Here is a 14,849-nt window from a genome sequence, read left to right as displayed (position 1 = left end):
TTTAAAAACATATAAATAAAAATATGGCACGCTGATTGCTATTTCTTTTTCAGATACCTGAAAAGATGAAGGAATATGCAATGCGAGAGATGTACATCGCAACCCATGGCCGCTACGCAGAAGGGATAGTGTCGGCATTAAATCTGCTGATTGGCGACGACCATGGCGTCACGCCCGTCTGCGCCTACTGCGGTGAAATTGAGTCAACGGCTGAACTGGCCATCCGCTTTGACGCTATCGCCCGGCAGGCGGCCGGTCGCGGCAATGAGCTGGTGCTGTTTACCGATATGCCCGGCGGGAGCGTCAACAATACCGCCGTACAGATGATGGTCAAATATCCCCACGCGCACGTCATCAGCGGCACCAGCCTGATTATGCTGATGGAGTTTTGCATGTCGGAACACGTCGAAACCGCGCAGCGGCTTCAGGATGCCGTCGCCGCCGCCAGCGGGGCGATGCAGTACATGAATCAGCTGCCGGAAATCATCGCGGCGCGCCAGGCTGCGCAGCACAAAACGCAGGACAATATTGATGATTTTTTTGCCGAAGAGGGAAACCCGTGACTATCGCACTCGAAGCGCTTGATGCGCGCTATCTCTCGCCGCAGCCGAGGTTAAATCATACCTGGCTTAACGCGGCAATCGGCGAAGTGCTGACGCAGCTCGACGCCATGCTGCCGCGCTTTACGGCAACTTTTCCCGCCGCCAGTGCGACACGGGGCCGCTATGAAAGCGTAGAGAAAGTCGACTGGACCGAGGGATTCTGGACCGGCATGCTGTGGCTCGCCTGGGAGGTCACCGGCGATGATAAATATCGGGCGGTGGGGGAAAGCCTGCTCGATAGCTTTGAAGAACGTCTCGATAAGCAGATTAAAGTGGATACCCACGACCTGGGCTTTCTCTATCTCCTCTCCTGCGTTAACGCCTGGAAGCTCACCGGCAACCTGCGCGCACGCGAACTCGCCCTGCGCGCGGCCGAGCTGCTCTATCGCCGCTTTAACGCCACGGCGGGCGTCATTCAGGCCTGGGGAGATTTAAACGACCCGGCGCGCCAGGGGCGGATGATCATCGACTGCAATCTCAATGTTCCGCTGCTATTTTGGGCCGCCAACGAAACCGGAAATCAACGGTGGCGTGAGGCCGCCAGCCGTCATCTGGCGCAGGCGGCACGCTATCTGGTGCGTGAAGACGCCTCTACTTTCCATACATTTTATATGGATGTTCATAGCGGCCAGCCGCTGCGCGGCGATACGCACCAGGGATTCAGCGACAGCTCCTGCTGGGCGCGCGGCCAGGCGTGGGGAATTTATGGTTTCGCGCTGGGATACGCCCACACCGGCGATGCCTGGCAGCCCGAGCTCTCCCGCCGCCTGGCGCACTATTTTCTTAACCGCTTACCGGAAGATTTTGTCTGCTACTGGGATCTGATTTTTACCGCCGAAGATAACCAGTACCGGGATACCTCTGCGGCGGCGATCGCGGCCTGCGGTCTGGCGGAACTGCTGAAGCTATTACCGCTCACCGACCCGCTGCGTCCGGCCTACGGCAACGCTATCGAACTGATGATGCGCAATTTACGCGAGCGCTACTTTGCCCACGCGCAGGACGGCCTGCTGCGCGAAGGCGTTTATAACTTTGGCCGCAATATGGGCATTAACGAACCTAACCTCTGGGGCGATTACTTCTATTTCGAAGCCCTGGTTCGCCTTTCCCGCGTCTGGACACCCTACTTTTGCTAACTGGAGCTACACCATGATTTCTTTAGTACGTATTGACGATCGTTTAATCCACGGACAGGTTGCCGTGGTCTGGACCAAGCATCTGGGCGTGAACCGCATCCTGGTCGCCAATGACCAGATCGTGAATAACGAAGTGCAGAAAATGTCGCTGCGCATGGCGGCTCCCGATACCGCAAAGTGCGCCATTATGGCGGTGAAGGACGCGGGCGATGTGCTTAACGACCCGCGTTCAGAAGCCATGAAAATTATGGTGATCGTTAACAATGCCGCCGACGCCCGTCGGCTCGTCGAACAGGCGCCGGGGATAAAAACGCTGAACGTCGCTAACTTCGGGCGCATCACCGACAACCTGGCGGCGAAAAAGCGCATTAGCGATACCGTCTACGTGACGCCGGAAGATGTGGCGGATTTCCACGCTATCGCCGACCGCGGCGTTGCCGTTGAATACCAGGTCCTGCCATCTCATCCGGTGAAAAACCTGATTGAGATGCTGGATAACGCCGCCAGTTAAGCGAGGTCGCTATGTTAACTTCCGCAATTCTTGTTGCTGTCATTATGTTTCTGGTGAAAACCGCCGACCATACGCTGGGTCAACCGCTGATTGAACGTCCGCTCATCTGCGGCGCGCTGGTGGGGCTGGCGCTGGGAGACCTGCAACAGGGCATTATTATCGGCGCCACGCTGGAGCTGATTTTCCTTGGCACCATCACCATCGGCGGCTCGGTTCCTGCCGACCTTGCGGTGGGGTCAGTACTGGCAACCGCTTTTACGATTCTGACCCACGCGGAGCCGCCGGTGGCCGTTGCGCTGGCGCTGCCTATCAGCCTGCTGGCAGTCTTTGTTTATCAGGTGCTGAAGCTGGTCTATACCGCTCTGGTTGAAAAATACGATGCGCTACTGGAACAGGGGCGTGACCGTGCGGCGCTGGGTTTGACGCTCGGTATGACCTTCTTTTACGGCATCCCCTTCGCCCTGATCGCCTTTTTTGGCGTGCTCTTCGGCACCGAGGTCATCCGCAGCCTGGTCGAGAGCATTCCGGGTACGGTCATGCGCGGCATGACGGCGGTTGGCGGCATTCTTCCGGCGCTCGGGTTCGCCATTCTGCTGAAGGCGCTGTGGAACCGTAACATCGCCGCCTTCTTCTTTATCGGTTTCGCTATGGCGGCCTATCTGCAATTGCCGATTATGGGGATTGCGATTATTGCAGCCTCGGTAGCGGTCTATCTGTGCTTTAACGAATTCAATCAGCTTAAAGCGAATAAACAAACGGCAACGGCGGCCGCGTCCGCCTCAGTTGACGATAAGGATGGGTTCTTCAATGACTGATATCCAGACACAAAGCGTTAGCGCTTACGCCGATGATAAAAGCGAGAAAAAGCTTTTTCGTCAGCTTTTTATCCGCCAGTTTCCGCTGCTGGGGTCGATGAACTTCACCCGTATGGAGGGATTAAGCTACGGCTGGGCGCTGGCGCCAATGCTGAAGAAAATCTACGCCAACGACCCGCACCGTTATCTTGAGTCGCTTAAGCGAAACAGCCAGTTCTTCAATACCAACCAGCATCTGGCGCCCTTTATTATGGGCCTGACGCTGTCGATGGAAAAAGAGAATGCCGCCAACCCGAACTTTGATACCTCCAGTATTAACGGCATCAAAGTGGCCTTAATGGGGCCATTTGCCGGGGTCGGTGATTCCTTCTTCTACGGCGTGCTGCGTATTATCGCCACCGGGATTGCCATTGGCCTGGCGTCGCAGGGTAATCCACTGGGGCCGCTGCTGTTCTTGCTGATTTACAATATTCCCAGCTATCTGCTGCGCTATTACGGCGGCGTCATGGGTTACCGTTTAGGCTCGAAGTATATCGCCGAAGCGACGCAGTCCGGGCTGCTGAGCTGTATCACCAAAGCCTCATCAATTATGGGTTTAATGATGGTGGGGGCGATGAGCGCCAGCATGGTGAAGTTTACCACCACCTTTAAAACCACCATCGCCGGGCAGCCCTTTGTACTGCAGGAGATCCTCGACAAAATTTGCGTCGGGTTAATTCCTCTGCTTTTAGTCCTGGGCTGCCTGAAGCTGCTCAATAAAAAGGTCAGCCCCAATAAGGTGTTAATTATGCTAATTGTCTTCGGCTTTGCCGCTGCGGGTATTGGCATAATTTAACCCATCTCCTGGCTCCCTTTAATAAAAGGGAGCCGTCCTCTTACTCGTGATATGTATCGACGCAAATAAAAAATCAGTCAGTGTCTAATTAACGCTCAACACATTAAAGCAACGTCATGTATTTTAAGAACTTTATATTCTGGCACAGCAATTGCTATTTAATAAGTGTCTTTTATTTCTCTCCAGAAATCATGGCACTTAATAAATCCTACAGGAATTAAAATGAAAACATTACGCACGCTATTGATCGGCATCCCGCTGTCCTGTTTTACGCTAAATACGCTTGCCGCGGCAACCTGGGTTGATAATCGCTACGCGCATACTACGGCTTCTGAGAAAAATCAGTATAAAATAGGTCTGGGTCATATATTTGATAATGGCGCCGGTGTTCTGGCCTCCGCCATGTACGACCTCGGACAAGATTTTAATCAAATGAAAAGCTCCTTTCAGGAGTTTGAAGGCTGGTATCCGATCCCGCTTAATGAAAAATGGACGCTGACGCCGGGCGGATTAACCGATATTGATAGTAAAGGAACGAAGCTGGCGCCTTATATCAGCCTCGATTATAAAATCAGTAAATCTTTAAGTTTTAGCCGCCGCTACCGCTATAACCATATGACCCATAAAGATCGCGATTACAACGGCTATATGGATTACAACGACAGCCATCAGTTCGACCTGTACCTTAATTACCAGGCGACTGAGAAACTGTGGCTTCAGTTCAACCCGGAGTTCTTCGTCAACACAAACGACTTCAATGCCTCTAACGGGCAGAAAACCCACTGGGAGCCAAGCATTGTGGCGCGCTACCGCGTCGATAAACACTGGCTTCCCTATGCGGAAGTGGCCTGGCTCGATCAGGATCAGAATCATGACGATCAGGTGAGATTCCGCCTCGGCATTCGCTATTACTTCGATTAAACCCCGCAAGGGCAGCGAAGCTGCCCTTCTCATATCGCCGTCAGGCTTACTGCAAACGCACGATAAACGGTGAGAAAACGGCGCTGCCGCCGGCGTTTTCATGCGCGCCACGCGCGTAAATGCCCATACGCGCGCCGATCCATTTTCCCGCACCGGCGGAAAACGACGGCGTCACCTGCTGCCATTCACGCTGCGTAAACCGATAACGAAAGCGGACTATCCCGTCGTAGTCCACCCGGAACCCCAGCGCAATCTCGTTGCAACAGGCGATCGCCTCAAGTTCGATGGCTTCTTGATGCGTTTCACCGCGATCGTCTATCCATCCGTGGCACAGCGATAGCTGAAGATTCGGCGCGCAGTACCTCACGCGCAGTGCGGCAAAGCGTTGGCCGTAAATCGCGACTCCCGCTTCATCGCCATCCTGAGAAAACATCGGATGAACCGCTGTCTGCACGTGAAAACGTTCAGCGGGAAATTTTTGTAGCAGCAATTGAGGTAAACGATACAGGCTGATATCGGAAGCGGTCGGCGCGCAGCGCAAGCGTAGCCCTTGCGCATGCGGCATTAGCCAGCGGCGCTGGGGGTTTGCCTGCCATTGCCATTGAAGGCCGGGCTGGCCGCACGGGAAATCGTCGCTGGTCTGCAAACAACATGGAGCAAGAGGCAGCGCGGGTAAGCGATGGAGGCTTACGGGCTGCCCCTTACCGTGATCGTCAAGGCGTTGCCCAATTTGCGGCCAGCCGTCAGCCCGCCAGCTCAGCGGCTGAAGATGCACTATGCGGCCGTACACGCCTTTATCCTGAAAGTGGAAAAACCAGTTTTCACCGTTCTCCAGTTCAACCCACGCCCCCTGATGAGGGCCATTTATCGGTGAATCTCCCTGATGCAGAACATCGCGACTTTGCCATGGACCAGATAGCCTCGGGGCGCGCATGACCGTTTGCCAGCCTCGCTTGACGCCTCCGGCCGGAGCGAATATCCAGTATTCGCCGTTGCGCTTATATAATTTGGGGCCTTCCAGAGTGGGATGGGAGGGCGTTCCGTCAACAACGATCCGGCCGTTATCCAACAGCCGGGATGCATCCGGCGCCATTTCAAAAATCTGGAGCTTGTTTTTCACCCCGCTGCGGCTGAAAGCGAAAGCGTGAATCAGCCAGGCCCGTCCATCATCGTCCCAGAACGGACAAGGGTCTATCCAGCCAGGGGAAGCGTTCAGGCAATAGGGTTCGCTCCACTCGCCTCGCGGATCCCGGGCGTGGGAAACAAAAATACCCTCGTCGGGCAAACTGTAGAAAACCCAGAACAGGCCCCCATGGAAACGAATGGAGGGCGCCCAAATCCCCTTTCCCGGCTGAACGCTGTCGTATTCAGGCGAAGGCAGGCGTTTAACAATATGGTTAACGATTTGCCAGTGGATGAGATCGCGAGAGTGGAGAAGCGGTAAGCCGGGCAATTGATGGAAACTGGAAGCCACCATCCAGAAATCATCGCCTGTGCGAATGACATCGGGATCGGCGTAATCGGCATGAATCACGGGGTTTTGATAGAACAGCGGCATAGTGGGGGACCTTTTATTGTCGACTGTTCGTCGTGTTGCAATAAGCGGACCACCGGATAAAAAGGCTTAATTAACAATGAAATAAACATACCTTCAGACACAAAAAAAGCGCCCCTTGGGCGCTCTTTCGACAGTAGCTTTACGCTTATTTATTCAGTTCCGCAGTCATGTGCACGCGGTTACCGGTAAACGCTTCGGTAATTTTGTAAGATGAAGCGCCAGCGGCCTGGGCCTGAGCGGCGATTTTCGCTTCCGCACCGTCCATCGTTGCGGCGGTCGCGGTCACGGTTTCCGCAGCGAAAGAACCAAAAGAAGCGGCCAGAGCGATAACTGCGACAAAAGTTTTGATGCTTTTCATGATATAAACCCTTTACGTTAGTTGTTTGAATAAGGCGCCGTGCCTTGATGTGATAAATAGTAGCCCTCACATCGCCAAACCAAAAGCGGAAGGATTTGTTGTCATCATTCAAAAAAACTGACTTAAATTTAACCCGCAATTAACCGCTGCGGATGCGTGTAAACGGTCGCCCTGCCCGGCTTGCAGAAGCCCACCAGCGTCAGGTTGCAGCGCTCGGCGACGTCAACCGCCAGCGTGGTCGCGGCAGAGACCGCAAAGAGGATTTCCACCCCGCACATGGCCGCCTTCTGCACCATTTCATAGCTGGCGCGGCTGGAGACCAGCGCCGCGCCGTTCTGCCAGGCGCCTTCTGATTCCGCGCGGTGTCCCAGGAGCTTGTCCAGCGCCACGTGGCGACCCACGTCTTCATAGCCGCCCGCGAGCTCGCCGGAAGGACTTACCCAGGCCGCGGCGTGAGTACAGCCGGTAAGGCGGCCTATCGGCTGAAAATCATGCAGGTGAGCCAGCGCGCGATCGAGATTCGCCAGATCGAACGTCTGGGTAAAGGGCAGCGGCTGCACGGGCTTCCCGATATCGTTGAGCTGCTCAACGCCGCATACGCCGCAGCCGGTGCGTCCGGCCAGCGCGCGACGGCGCTCTTTCAGCCCCATAAAGCGGCGGCTGGAGAGTTCGATTTGCACTTCCAGGCCGTTACAGGCCTGAACGACGTCCATACCATAAATCTCGCCCCGGTTTTCGATAATCCCTTCGGATAAGGAAAAGCCGACGGCGAACTGCGCCAGGTCTTTCGGCGTCGCCATCATCACCACGTGCGAGATGCCATTATAAACCAGCGCAACGGGTACCTCTTCAGCTAACTCGTCTGGCTGAGGATGTTGCAAATTTTGGCGCTTCCAGAGCGACACCTGGCGATAACCTGTGATATCTGTCACATTTTCGATTTGTTCAAGAGGCTTCTTGTTCACTTTGTCTTAACCGTATTGGAACAGGCATACACACAATGTGGTATTCTGTTTATATCCCTTCGGGAACGAGGGAAATTACCCCCAATTCTGAACCTTTGCGGCCCTTACCGCAAAGCAAATAACTATACGTGACAATGTCGAAACAAGGAGCGAACCATGCAGGTCAGCAGAAGGCAGTTCTTTAAGATCTGCGCTGGCGGTATGGCAGGAACCACGGCAGCGGCGCTGGGCTTTGCGCCCGGTTTAGCACTCGCGGAAACACGGCAGTACAAGCTGCTGCGCACCCGCGAAACCCGTAACACCTGCACTTACTGTTCCGTTGGCTGCGGGCTGTTAATGTACAGCCTCGGCGACGGCGCAAAAAATGCCAAAGCGTCTATCTTCCATATCGAAGGTGACCCGGACCATCCGGTCAACCGTGGCGCGCTCTGCCCTAAAGGGGCCGGTCTGGTGGACTTTATCCATTCCGAAAGTCGCCTGAAATTTCCGGAATACCGTGCGCCAGGCTCTGATAAATGGCAGAAAATCAGCTGGGATGAAGCGTTCGATCGCATCGCTAAGCTGATGAAAGAGGACCGCGACGCCAACTTTGTCGCGCAGAATAGCGAAGGCACCACCGTCAACCGCTGGCTGACCACCGGTATGCTGTGCGCCTCCGCCTCCAGTAACGAAACCGGTTATTTAACCCAGAAATTTACCCGCGCGCTCGGTATGCTCGCGGTCGACAACCAGGCGCGCGTCTGACACGGACCAACGGTAGCAAGTCTTGCTCCAACATTTGGTCGCGGTGCGATGACCAACCACTGGGTCGACATCAAGAACGCCAATCTCGTCGTGGTGATGGGCGGCAACGCCGCTGAAGCTCACCCGGTTGGATTCCGCTGGGCGATGGAAGCCAAGATTCGCAACGGCGCGAAGCTGATTGTGATCGATCCGCGCTTTACGCGTACCGCGGCGGTAGCTGATTTCTATACCCCAATTCGTTCCGGTACTGACATTACCTTCCTGTCAGGCGTCATCCTGTACCTGTTGAACAACGAAAAAATTAACCGTGAATATACCGAGGCTTACACCAACGCCAGCCTGATCGTGCGTGAGGATTACAGCTTTGAAGACGGTCTGTTCAGCGGCTACGACGCCGAAGCCCGCAAGTACGATAAAACGTCCTGGAACTATGAGCTGGATGAAAACGGCTTTGCCAAACGCGATACCACGCTGCAGCATCCGCGCTGCGTCTGGAACCTGCTGAAGCAGCACGTTTCCCGCTATACACCAGAAGTTGTCGAAAACATCTGCGGAACGCCAAAAGCTGACTTCCTCAAAGTCTGCGAGTACATCGCGGAAACCAGCGCGCACGATAAAACCGCCTCGTTCCTCTACGCGCTGGGCTGGACGCAGCACTCCATCGGCGCGCAGAACATCCGCACCATGGCGATGATCCAGCTGCTGCTCGGCAATATGGGCATGGCGGGCGGCGGCGTAAACGCCCTGCGCGGCCACTCCAATATTCAGGGTCTTACCGACCTGGGACTGCTGTCGCAGAGCCTGCCTGGCTATATGACGCTGCCGAGCGAGAAACAGACTGACCTGCAAACCTACCTCGCCGCCAACACGCCGAAACCGCTGTTGAAGGACCAGGTGAACTACTGGGGTAATTACCCGAAATTCTTCGTCTCAATGATGAAGGCCTTCTTTGGCGATAAAGCCACGGCGGAAAACAGCTGGGGCTTTGACTGGCTACCGAAGTGGGATAAGGGCTACGACGTCCTGCAATATTTCGAGATGATGAACCAGGGCAAAGTGAACGGCTATATCTGCCAGGGCTTCAACCCGGTAGCGTCGTTCCCGAACAAAAACAAGGTTGTCGCGTCGCTGTCGAAGCTTAAGTTCCTGGTGACCATCGACCCGCTCAACACCGAAACCTCCACCTTCTGGCAAAACCACGGGGAGTCGAACGACGTCGATCCGGCGAAAATCCAGACCGAAGTGTTCCGCCTGCCGTCCACCTGCTTCGCCGAAGAGAACGGTTCTATCGTTAACTCCGGCCGCTGGCTGCAGTGGCACTGGAAAGGCGCGGACGCCCCGGGGATTGCGACCACCGACGGTGAGATCCTCGCCGGTATCTTCTTACGCCTGCGCAAGATGTACGCCGAACAGGGCGGGCCGGCGCCGGAACCGGTGCTGAACATGACGTGGAACTACGCCACGCCGCATGAACCAGCGTCGGAAGAAGTAGCGATGGAGAGCAACGGCAAGGCGCTGGCAGACATTACCGACCCGGCAACCGGGGCGGTGATCGTCAAGAAAGGCCAGCAGCTCAGCTCGTTTGCGCAGCTGCGTGACGACGGCACGACTTCCAGCGGCTGCTGGATCTTCGCCGGTAGCTGGACGCCTGACGGCAACCAGATGGCGCGTCGCGATAACGCCGATCCATCGGGCCTCGGCAATACGCTGGGCTGGGCATGGGCGTGGCCGCTTAACCGCCGCATTCTGTATAACCGCGCCTCCGCGGACCCGCAGGGTAAACCGTGGGATCCGAAGCGCCAGCTCCTGAAATGGGACGGCGCGAAGTGGGGCGGCGTGGATATTCCAGACTACAGCGCCGCGGCGCCGGACAGCGATGTCGGGCCGTTTATCATGCAGCCGGAAGGGATGGGGCGTCTGTTCGCTATCGATAAGATGGCGGAAGGGCCGTTCCCGGAACACTACGAGCCGTTTGAAACGCCGCTGGGCACCAACCCGCTGCACCCGAACGTGGTCTCTAACCCGGCTGCTCGCGTCTTTAAAGGCGACCTTGAGCAGATGGGCAAAGCGGAGAAATTCCCTTACGTCGGTACTACTTACCGCCTGACCGAGCACTTCCACTACTGGACCAAGCACGCGCTGCTTAACGCCATCGCGCAGCCGGAACAGTTCGTGGAGATCGGCGAGAAGCTGGCGAACAAGCTCGGCATCGCCCATGGCGATACCGTGAAGGTCTCCTCTAACCGCGGCTATATCAAAGCCAAGGCGGTGGTGACCAAGCGTATTCGCACGCTGAAAGCGGACGGTAAGGATATCGATACTATCGGTATTCCGATTCACTGGGGCTACGAAGGCGTGGCGAAGAAAGGGTTTATCGCCAATACCCTGACGCCGTTTGTCGGTGATGCGAACACGCAGACGCCGGAGTTCAAGGCTTTCCTCGTGAACGTGGAAAAGGCGTAACGGAGACGAATTATGGCTTATCAATCGCAAGACATTATCCGTCGTTCCGCGACTAACGGCTTCACCCCCGCGCCCCGCGCGCGGGACCATCAGGAAGAGGTGGCGAAGCTTATCGACGTCACCACCTGTATCGGCTGTAAAGCCTGCCAGGTGGCCTGTTCCGAGTGGAACGACATCCGGGATGAAGTCGGTCACAACGTCGGGGTGTACGATAACCCCGCCGACCTGACCGCCAAATCCTGGACCGTGATGCGCTTCTCGGAAGTGGAGCAGAACGACAAACTGGAGTGGCTCATCCGTAAGGATGGCTGTATGCACTGCGCCGACCCGGGCTGCCTGAAGGCCTGCCCGGCGGAAGGGGCAATCATTCAGTACGCCAACGGCATCGTCGACTTCCAGTCCGAGCAGTGCATCGGCTGCGGCTACTGCATCGCCGGCTGCCCGTTCAACGTGCCGCGCCTGAACCCGGAAGATAACCGCGTCTACAAATGTACGCTGTGCGTGGACCGCGTTAACGTTGGCCAGGAGCCGGCGTGCGTGAAAACCTGCCCGACCGGCGCTATCCACTTTGGCTCCAAAGAGGATATGAAAACGCTGGCGGGCGAGCGCGTCGCCGAGCTGAAAACCCGCGGTTACGACAACGCGGGCCTGTACGATCCGGCAGGCGTTGGCGGCACGCACGTGATGTACGTGCTGCACCACGCCGACAAGCCGAATCTGTACCACGGCCTGCCGGAGAACCCGGAAATCAGCGCCACGGTTAAGTTCTGGAAAGGGATCTGGAAGCCTCTCGCGGCGGTCGGCTTTGCGGCCACCTTCGCCGCCAGCATCTTCCACTACGTCGGCGTCGGTCCGAACCGCGCGGAAGAGGAAGAGGACAATCTGGATGAAGAGAAAGACGAGGTGCGCAAATGAAAAGACGTGACACCATCGTGCGCTACACCGCGCCGGAGCGAATCAACCACTGGGTCACCGCCTTCTGCTTCGTGCTGGCGGCGGTGAGCGGGCTGGGCTTTTTCTTCCCGTCCTTCAACTGGCTGATGCAAATCATGGGCACCCCGCAGCTGGCGCGTATTCTGCACCCGTTCGTGGGCGTGATTATGTTTGCTTCGTTCATCATCATGTTCTTCCGCTACTGGCACCACAACCTGATCAACCGGGACGATATTTTCTGGGCGAAAAATATTCGCAAGATTGTCGTCAACGAGGAAGTGGGCGACACCGGGCGCTATAACTTCGGCCAGAAATGCGTGTTCTGGGCGGCGATTATCTTCTTGGTGCTGCTGCTGGTGAGCGGCGTGATCATCTGGCGTCCGTACTTTGCGCCGGCCTTCTCCATCCCGGTTATCCGCTTCGCGCTGATGCTGCACTCCTTCTCTGCGGTGGCGCTGATTGTGGTGATCATGGTGCATATTTACGCCGCGCTGTGGGTGAAGGGCACCATTACCGCGATGGTGGAAGGCTGGGTCACGAAGACCTGGGCGAAGAAACATCACCCGCGCTGGTATCGTGAAGTCCGCGAAAAGCAGGATAAGCGTCAGTCGTAGGCCTGAGCGCGTTGTTCGTCTCTGAAATGGCGTCGTATATCGACGCCATTTTTTTGCGGATAACGCGCTGTTTTGACAACGTTAGCCAGAGTGCGCCGCAGGCGGGAGCGGCACGTTTCCCGTTTCGCTCAAGCCATGGCGCAGGGCAGCTAATCCTAACGGTGCATAGTCGGGGGTATCGATATCAGGTATCGTAGCGCACACATTGCGATGTCGTGGCTATATCCCGTATGCCGATTGCGGTTATCATTAATGACATCACCAGAGCGGGCGCATGATGCCCGCCAAATCGCAGAGCGGACGCGACCATCGCCGAATCTGCTGAAACCAGGAAGTGACTGAATGAGCATTCGTATCATCCCGCAAGATGAGCTGGAAAAGAGCGAGAAACGCGCGACGGATATGATCCCGCCGTTGTTGTTTCCCCGGCTCAAAAATTTATATAACCGTCGCGCCGAACGCCTGCGCGAACTGGCTGAAAATAACCCGCTGGGTGATTACCTGCGCTTTGCCGCGCTTATCGCCCACGCGCAGGAAGTGGTGCTGTACGACCATCCGCTGCAGATGGATCTCACCGCGCGCATCAAAGAAGCGAACGACCAGGGTAAACCGCCGCTGGATATCCACGTTTTGCCGCGCGATAAGCACTGGCACAAGCTGCTGCATTCGCTGATTGCCGAACTGAAGCCGGAGATGAGCGGCCCGGCGCTGGCGGTCATCGAGAATCTGGAAAAAGCCTCCGAGCAGGAGCTGGAACTGATGGCAAGCGCGCTGTTTGCGTCCGATTTTGCCTCTGTCAGCAGCGATAAAGCTCCGTTTATCTGGGCCGCGCTTTCGCTCTATTGGGCGCAGATGGCCAGCCTGATCCCCGGAAAGGCCCGCGCTGAATATGGTGAACAGCGTCAGTTCTGCCCGGTTTGCGGCTCGATGCCGGTCTCCAGCATGGTGCAAATTGGTACCACACAGGGCCTGCGCTATCTGCACTGCAACCTGTGCGAAACCGAATGGCACGTGGTGCGCGTGAAGTGCAGCAACTGCGAACAGACGCGCGATCTGCACTACTGGTCACTGGATAACGAGCAGTCGGCGATTAAAGCCGAAACCTGCGGCGACTGCGGTACCTACCTGAAGATTCTCTATCAGGAAAAAGACCCAAAAGTGGAGGCCGTAGCCGACGACCTCGCCTCGCTGGTACTGGACGCACGGATGGAACAAGAGGGCTTCGCCCGCAGCTCCATCAACCCGTTCCTGTTCCCTGGCGAAGGGGAATAACGGCAGGCATCATGTCGGGCGGCGCCTGCTGCCCGGCTCACCATTGATAATGGCGTAAACACTCCCGGTATGCCGGCAAAATCTTTGGTTTTGCGAGCCGCTTTCCAGAATCACTTCCCGACGAAAATCCCCGGTTTTCTTTTGCTCACAATCAGGCTATAACACTGTATATCCAAACAGCTTAAGGGAATGAAAAATGGCGCTTGAAAAGGGTATCGCAGAGCTGGTGCGGGAATTTATCGATGCGGGCCGCCCCTCATCGCGCGAACAGAATATTGATGACCGGAGACGCGGCTATCTCGCCAGTACGGTACTGGCTGGGGAACAGGAAAAGCGCGTTCAGGTAGAAGATATCGAGCTCGACGGCATGGCATTTCGCGTTGTCTCTCCCCTTAACGCTTCCGGCGCACTGCCTGCCATTATCTATTTCCACGGTGGCTGCTTTATCAGCGGCGGTTTCGCCACGCATGACCATCAGCTCCGCCAGCTGGCATACCACAGCGGCTGCCGCGTTATCGCCGTGCAATACCGGCTGGCGCCGGAGCATACTTTCCCTGCCGCCCATGACGATGCGGAGAGAGGCGCGCTGATTATTCACCGCCGCGCGGAGCAGTTAGGCATCGACGCTTCCCGTATTACGCTGGCTGGCGACAGCGCCGGGGGACACCTGGTATTAGTGACCGCCCTGCGGCTCAAAACAGCACAGGCCTGGCAACCCGCGCAGCTGGTTTTGATTTACCCGATGCAGGACGCCACCGCCAGCATGAAGAGCTATATCGATAACGGTAAAGATTACATCATCACCGAAGATACCCTGCTCAGCGGCTATGAAATGTACCTTTCCGCGACGGCGCTCCACCATCCGGAAGCCAGCCCGCTGTGGCGTAAAGACTTTCACGGCTTACCGCCGGTGCATATTCTGACTGCGGAATACGACCCTCTGCGTGATGAAGGCGAAGCGCTTTACCAGCGCCTGCTTGAGCAGGGCGTTGACTGCACCTGTCAGCGTTATCTCGGGGTGATTCACGGCTTCTTTCAGCTGGGCGGCATCAGCCCGGCGGCAGGCAGCGCGATGAGAGATATCGCCTGGCGGGTTAAAACACCAGGCCGATAGTTAAGCGT

14 protein-coding genes are annotated in these 14,849 nt (G+C 56.4%); 11 read left to right on the top strand and 3 right to left on the bottom strand.

Annotation, left to right across the window (positions count from 1 at the left end):
- Positions 1-80: 80 nt before the first annotated feature.
- From ABLV30_RS17360 to ABLV30_RS17335, 6 genes are all read left to right on the top strand, one after another.
- Entirely contained in the window at positions 81-563 is a 483-nt protein-coding gene (locus tag ABLV30_RS17360) for a PTS fructose transporter subunit IIA (protein ID WP_049069823.1), read from the top strand.
- Complete coding sequence (locus tag ABLV30_RS17355) at positions 560-1,738, top strand: glycoside hydrolase family 88 protein (protein WP_049069821.1); 1,179 nt, start codon at positions 560-562, stop codon at positions 1,736-1,738. The genes ABLV30_RS17360 and ABLV30_RS17355 overlap by 4 nt, the downstream gene beginning before the upstream one ends.
- Positions 1,739-1,751: 13 nt before the next feature.
- Positions 1,752-2,249: a PTS sugar transporter subunit IIB gene (locus ABLV30_RS17350; protein WP_014837005.1), complete on the top strand. Its 498-nt coding sequence runs from the start codon at positions 1,752-1,754 to the stop codon at positions 2,247-2,249.
- 11 nt (positions 2,250-2,260) lie between these two features.
- Positions 2,261-3,064 (top strand): PTS sugar transporter subunit IIC, encoded by an 804-nt coding sequence (locus ABLV30_RS17345; RefSeq protein WP_014837004.1) that lies wholly within the window; start codon positions 2,261-2,263, stop codon positions 3,062-3,064.
- Positions 3,057-3,899, top strand: a complete 843-nt coding sequence (locus tag ABLV30_RS17340) for a PTS system mannose/fructose/sorbose family transporter subunit IID (RefSeq protein ID WP_014837003.1) — start codon at positions 3,057-3,059, stop codon at positions 3,897-3,899. Before ABLV30_RS17345 ends, ABLV30_RS17340 begins: the two co-directional genes overlap by 8 nt.
- A 222-nt stretch (positions 3,900-4,121) precedes the next feature.
- Entirely contained in the window at positions 4,122-4,820 is a 699-nt protein-coding gene (locus ABLV30_RS17335) for an oligogalacturonate-specific porin KdgM family protein (RefSeq protein WP_348865634.1), read from the top strand.
- A gap of 46 nt (positions 4,821-4,866) precedes the next feature.
- Here ABLV30_RS17335 and ABLV30_RS17330 read toward each other — a convergent pair whose 3' ends face one another.
- From ABLV30_RS17330 to fdhD, 3 genes are all read right to left on the bottom strand, one after another.
- Positions 4,867-6,378 carry a glycoside hydrolase 43 family protein gene (locus tag ABLV30_RS17330; protein WP_064378071.1) on the bottom strand — a complete coding sequence of 504 codons (1,512 nt, stop codon included), beginning with the start codon at positions 6,376-6,378 and terminating at the stop codon, positions 4,867-4,869.
- 145 nt (positions 6,379-6,523) lie between these two features.
- Positions 6,524-6,736 carry a YdgH/BhsA/McbA-like domain containing protein gene (locus ABLV30_RS17325; RefSeq protein WP_004127125.1) on the bottom strand — a complete coding sequence of 71 codons (213 nt, stop codon included), beginning with the start codon at positions 6,734-6,736 and terminating at the stop codon, positions 6,524-6,526.
- A 128-nt stretch (positions 6,737-6,864) separates the two neighbouring features.
- Entirely contained in the window at positions 6,865-7,701 is an 837-nt protein-coding gene (gene fdhD, locus ABLV30_RS17320) for a formate dehydrogenase accessory sulfurtransferase FdhD (RefSeq protein WP_046877898.1), read from the bottom strand.
- A gap of 156 nt (positions 7,702-7,857) precedes the next feature.
- On the opposite strand from fdhD, the gene fdnG reads away from it, so the two are divergent.
- The 5 genes from fdnG to ABLV30_RS17295 all read left to right on the top strand — a co-directional run bounded on the left by fdnG (position 7,858) and on the right by ABLV30_RS17295 (position 14,841).
- Positions 7,858-10,908, top strand: coding sequence for a formate dehydrogenase-N subunit alpha (fdnG, locus tag ABLV30_RS17315; RefSeq protein ID WP_014837000.1), 3,051 nt, complete (start codon positions 7,858-7,860; stop codon positions 10,906-10,908).
- A 12-nt stretch (positions 10,909-10,920) separates the two neighbouring features.
- Entirely contained in the window at positions 10,921-11,823 is a 903-nt protein-coding gene (fdxH, locus tag ABLV30_RS17310; RefSeq protein ID WP_014227375.1) for a formate dehydrogenase subunit beta, read from the top strand.
- Positions 11,820-12,455, top strand: a complete 636-nt coding sequence (gene fdoI, locus ABLV30_RS17305; RefSeq protein ID WP_004107380.1) for a formate dehydrogenase cytochrome b556 subunit — start codon at positions 11,820-11,822, stop codon at positions 12,453-12,455. Before fdxH ends, fdoI begins: the two co-directional genes overlap by 4 nt.
- A gap of 342 nt (positions 12,456-12,797) precedes the next feature.
- On the top strand, positions 12,798-13,727 hold the full coding sequence (fdhE, locus tag ABLV30_RS17300) for a formate dehydrogenase accessory protein FdhE (RefSeq protein ID WP_004132861.1): 930 nt from the start codon (positions 12,798-12,800) through the stop codon (positions 13,725-13,727).
- Between the two features lie 196 nt (positions 13,728-13,923).
- On the top strand, positions 13,924-14,841 hold the full coding sequence (locus ABLV30_RS17295; RefSeq protein ID WP_348865633.1) for an alpha/beta hydrolase: 918 nt from the start codon (positions 13,924-13,926) through the stop codon (positions 14,839-14,841).
- Positions 14,842-14,849: the final 8 nt, after the last annotated feature.

It is taken from the genome of Klebsiella sp. CN_Kp113 (assembly GCF_040064585.1).
GTDB lineage: Bacteria > Pseudomonadota > Gammaproteobacteria > Enterobacterales > Enterobacteriaceae > Klebsiella > Klebsiella michiganensis.
Note: the sequence above shows the minus strand (reverse complement) of the source record. Positions and strands in the feature narration are given on the sequence as shown.

What these genes read in the sequence shown, in the direction of transcription:
- ABLV30_RS17295 (WP_348865633.1), top strand. Translation starts at nt 13,924, where the DNA reads ATGGCGCTTGAAAAGGGTATCGCAGAGCTGGTGCGGGAATTTATCGAT.
- ABLV30_RS17350 (WP_014837005.1), top strand. Translation starts at nt 1,752, where the DNA reads ATGATTTCTTTAGTACGTATTGACGATCGTTTAATCCACGGACAGGTT.
- ABLV30_RS17335 (WP_348865634.1), top strand. Translation starts at nt 4,122, where the DNA reads ATGAAAACATTACGCACGCTATTGATCGGCATCCCGCTGTCCTGTTTT.
- ABLV30_RS17340 (WP_014837003.1), top strand. Translation starts at nt 3,057, where the DNA reads ATGACTGATATCCAGACACAAAGCGTTAGCGCTTACGCCGATGATAAA.
- ABLV30_RS17360 (WP_049069823.1), top strand. Translation starts at nt 81, where the DNA reads ATGCGAGAGATGTACATCGCAACCCATGGCCGCTACGCAGAAGGGATA.
- ABLV30_RS17330 (WP_064378071.1), bottom strand. Translation starts at nt 6,378, where the DNA reads ATGCCGCTGTTCTATCAAAACCCCGTGATTCATGCCGATTACGCCGAT.
- ABLV30_RS17345 (WP_014837004.1), top strand. Translation starts at nt 2,261, where the DNA reads ATGTTAACTTCCGCAATTCTTGTTGCTGTCATTATGTTTCTGGTGAAA.
- fdxH (WP_014227375.1), top strand. Translation starts at nt 10,921, where the DNA reads ATGGCTTATCAATCGCAAGACATTATCCGTCGTTCCGCGACTAACGGC.
- ABLV30_RS17325 (WP_004127125.1), bottom strand. Translation starts at nt 6,736, where the DNA reads ATGAAAAGCATCAAAACTTTTGTCGCAGTTATCGCTCTGGCCGCTTCT.
- fdoI (WP_004107380.1), top strand. Translation starts at nt 11,820, where the DNA reads ATGAAAAGACGTGACACCATCGTGCGCTACACCGCGCCGGAGCGAATC.
- fdhE (WP_004132861.1), top strand. Translation starts at nt 12,798, where the DNA reads ATGAGCATTCGTATCATCCCGCAAGATGAGCTGGAAAAGAGCGAGAAA.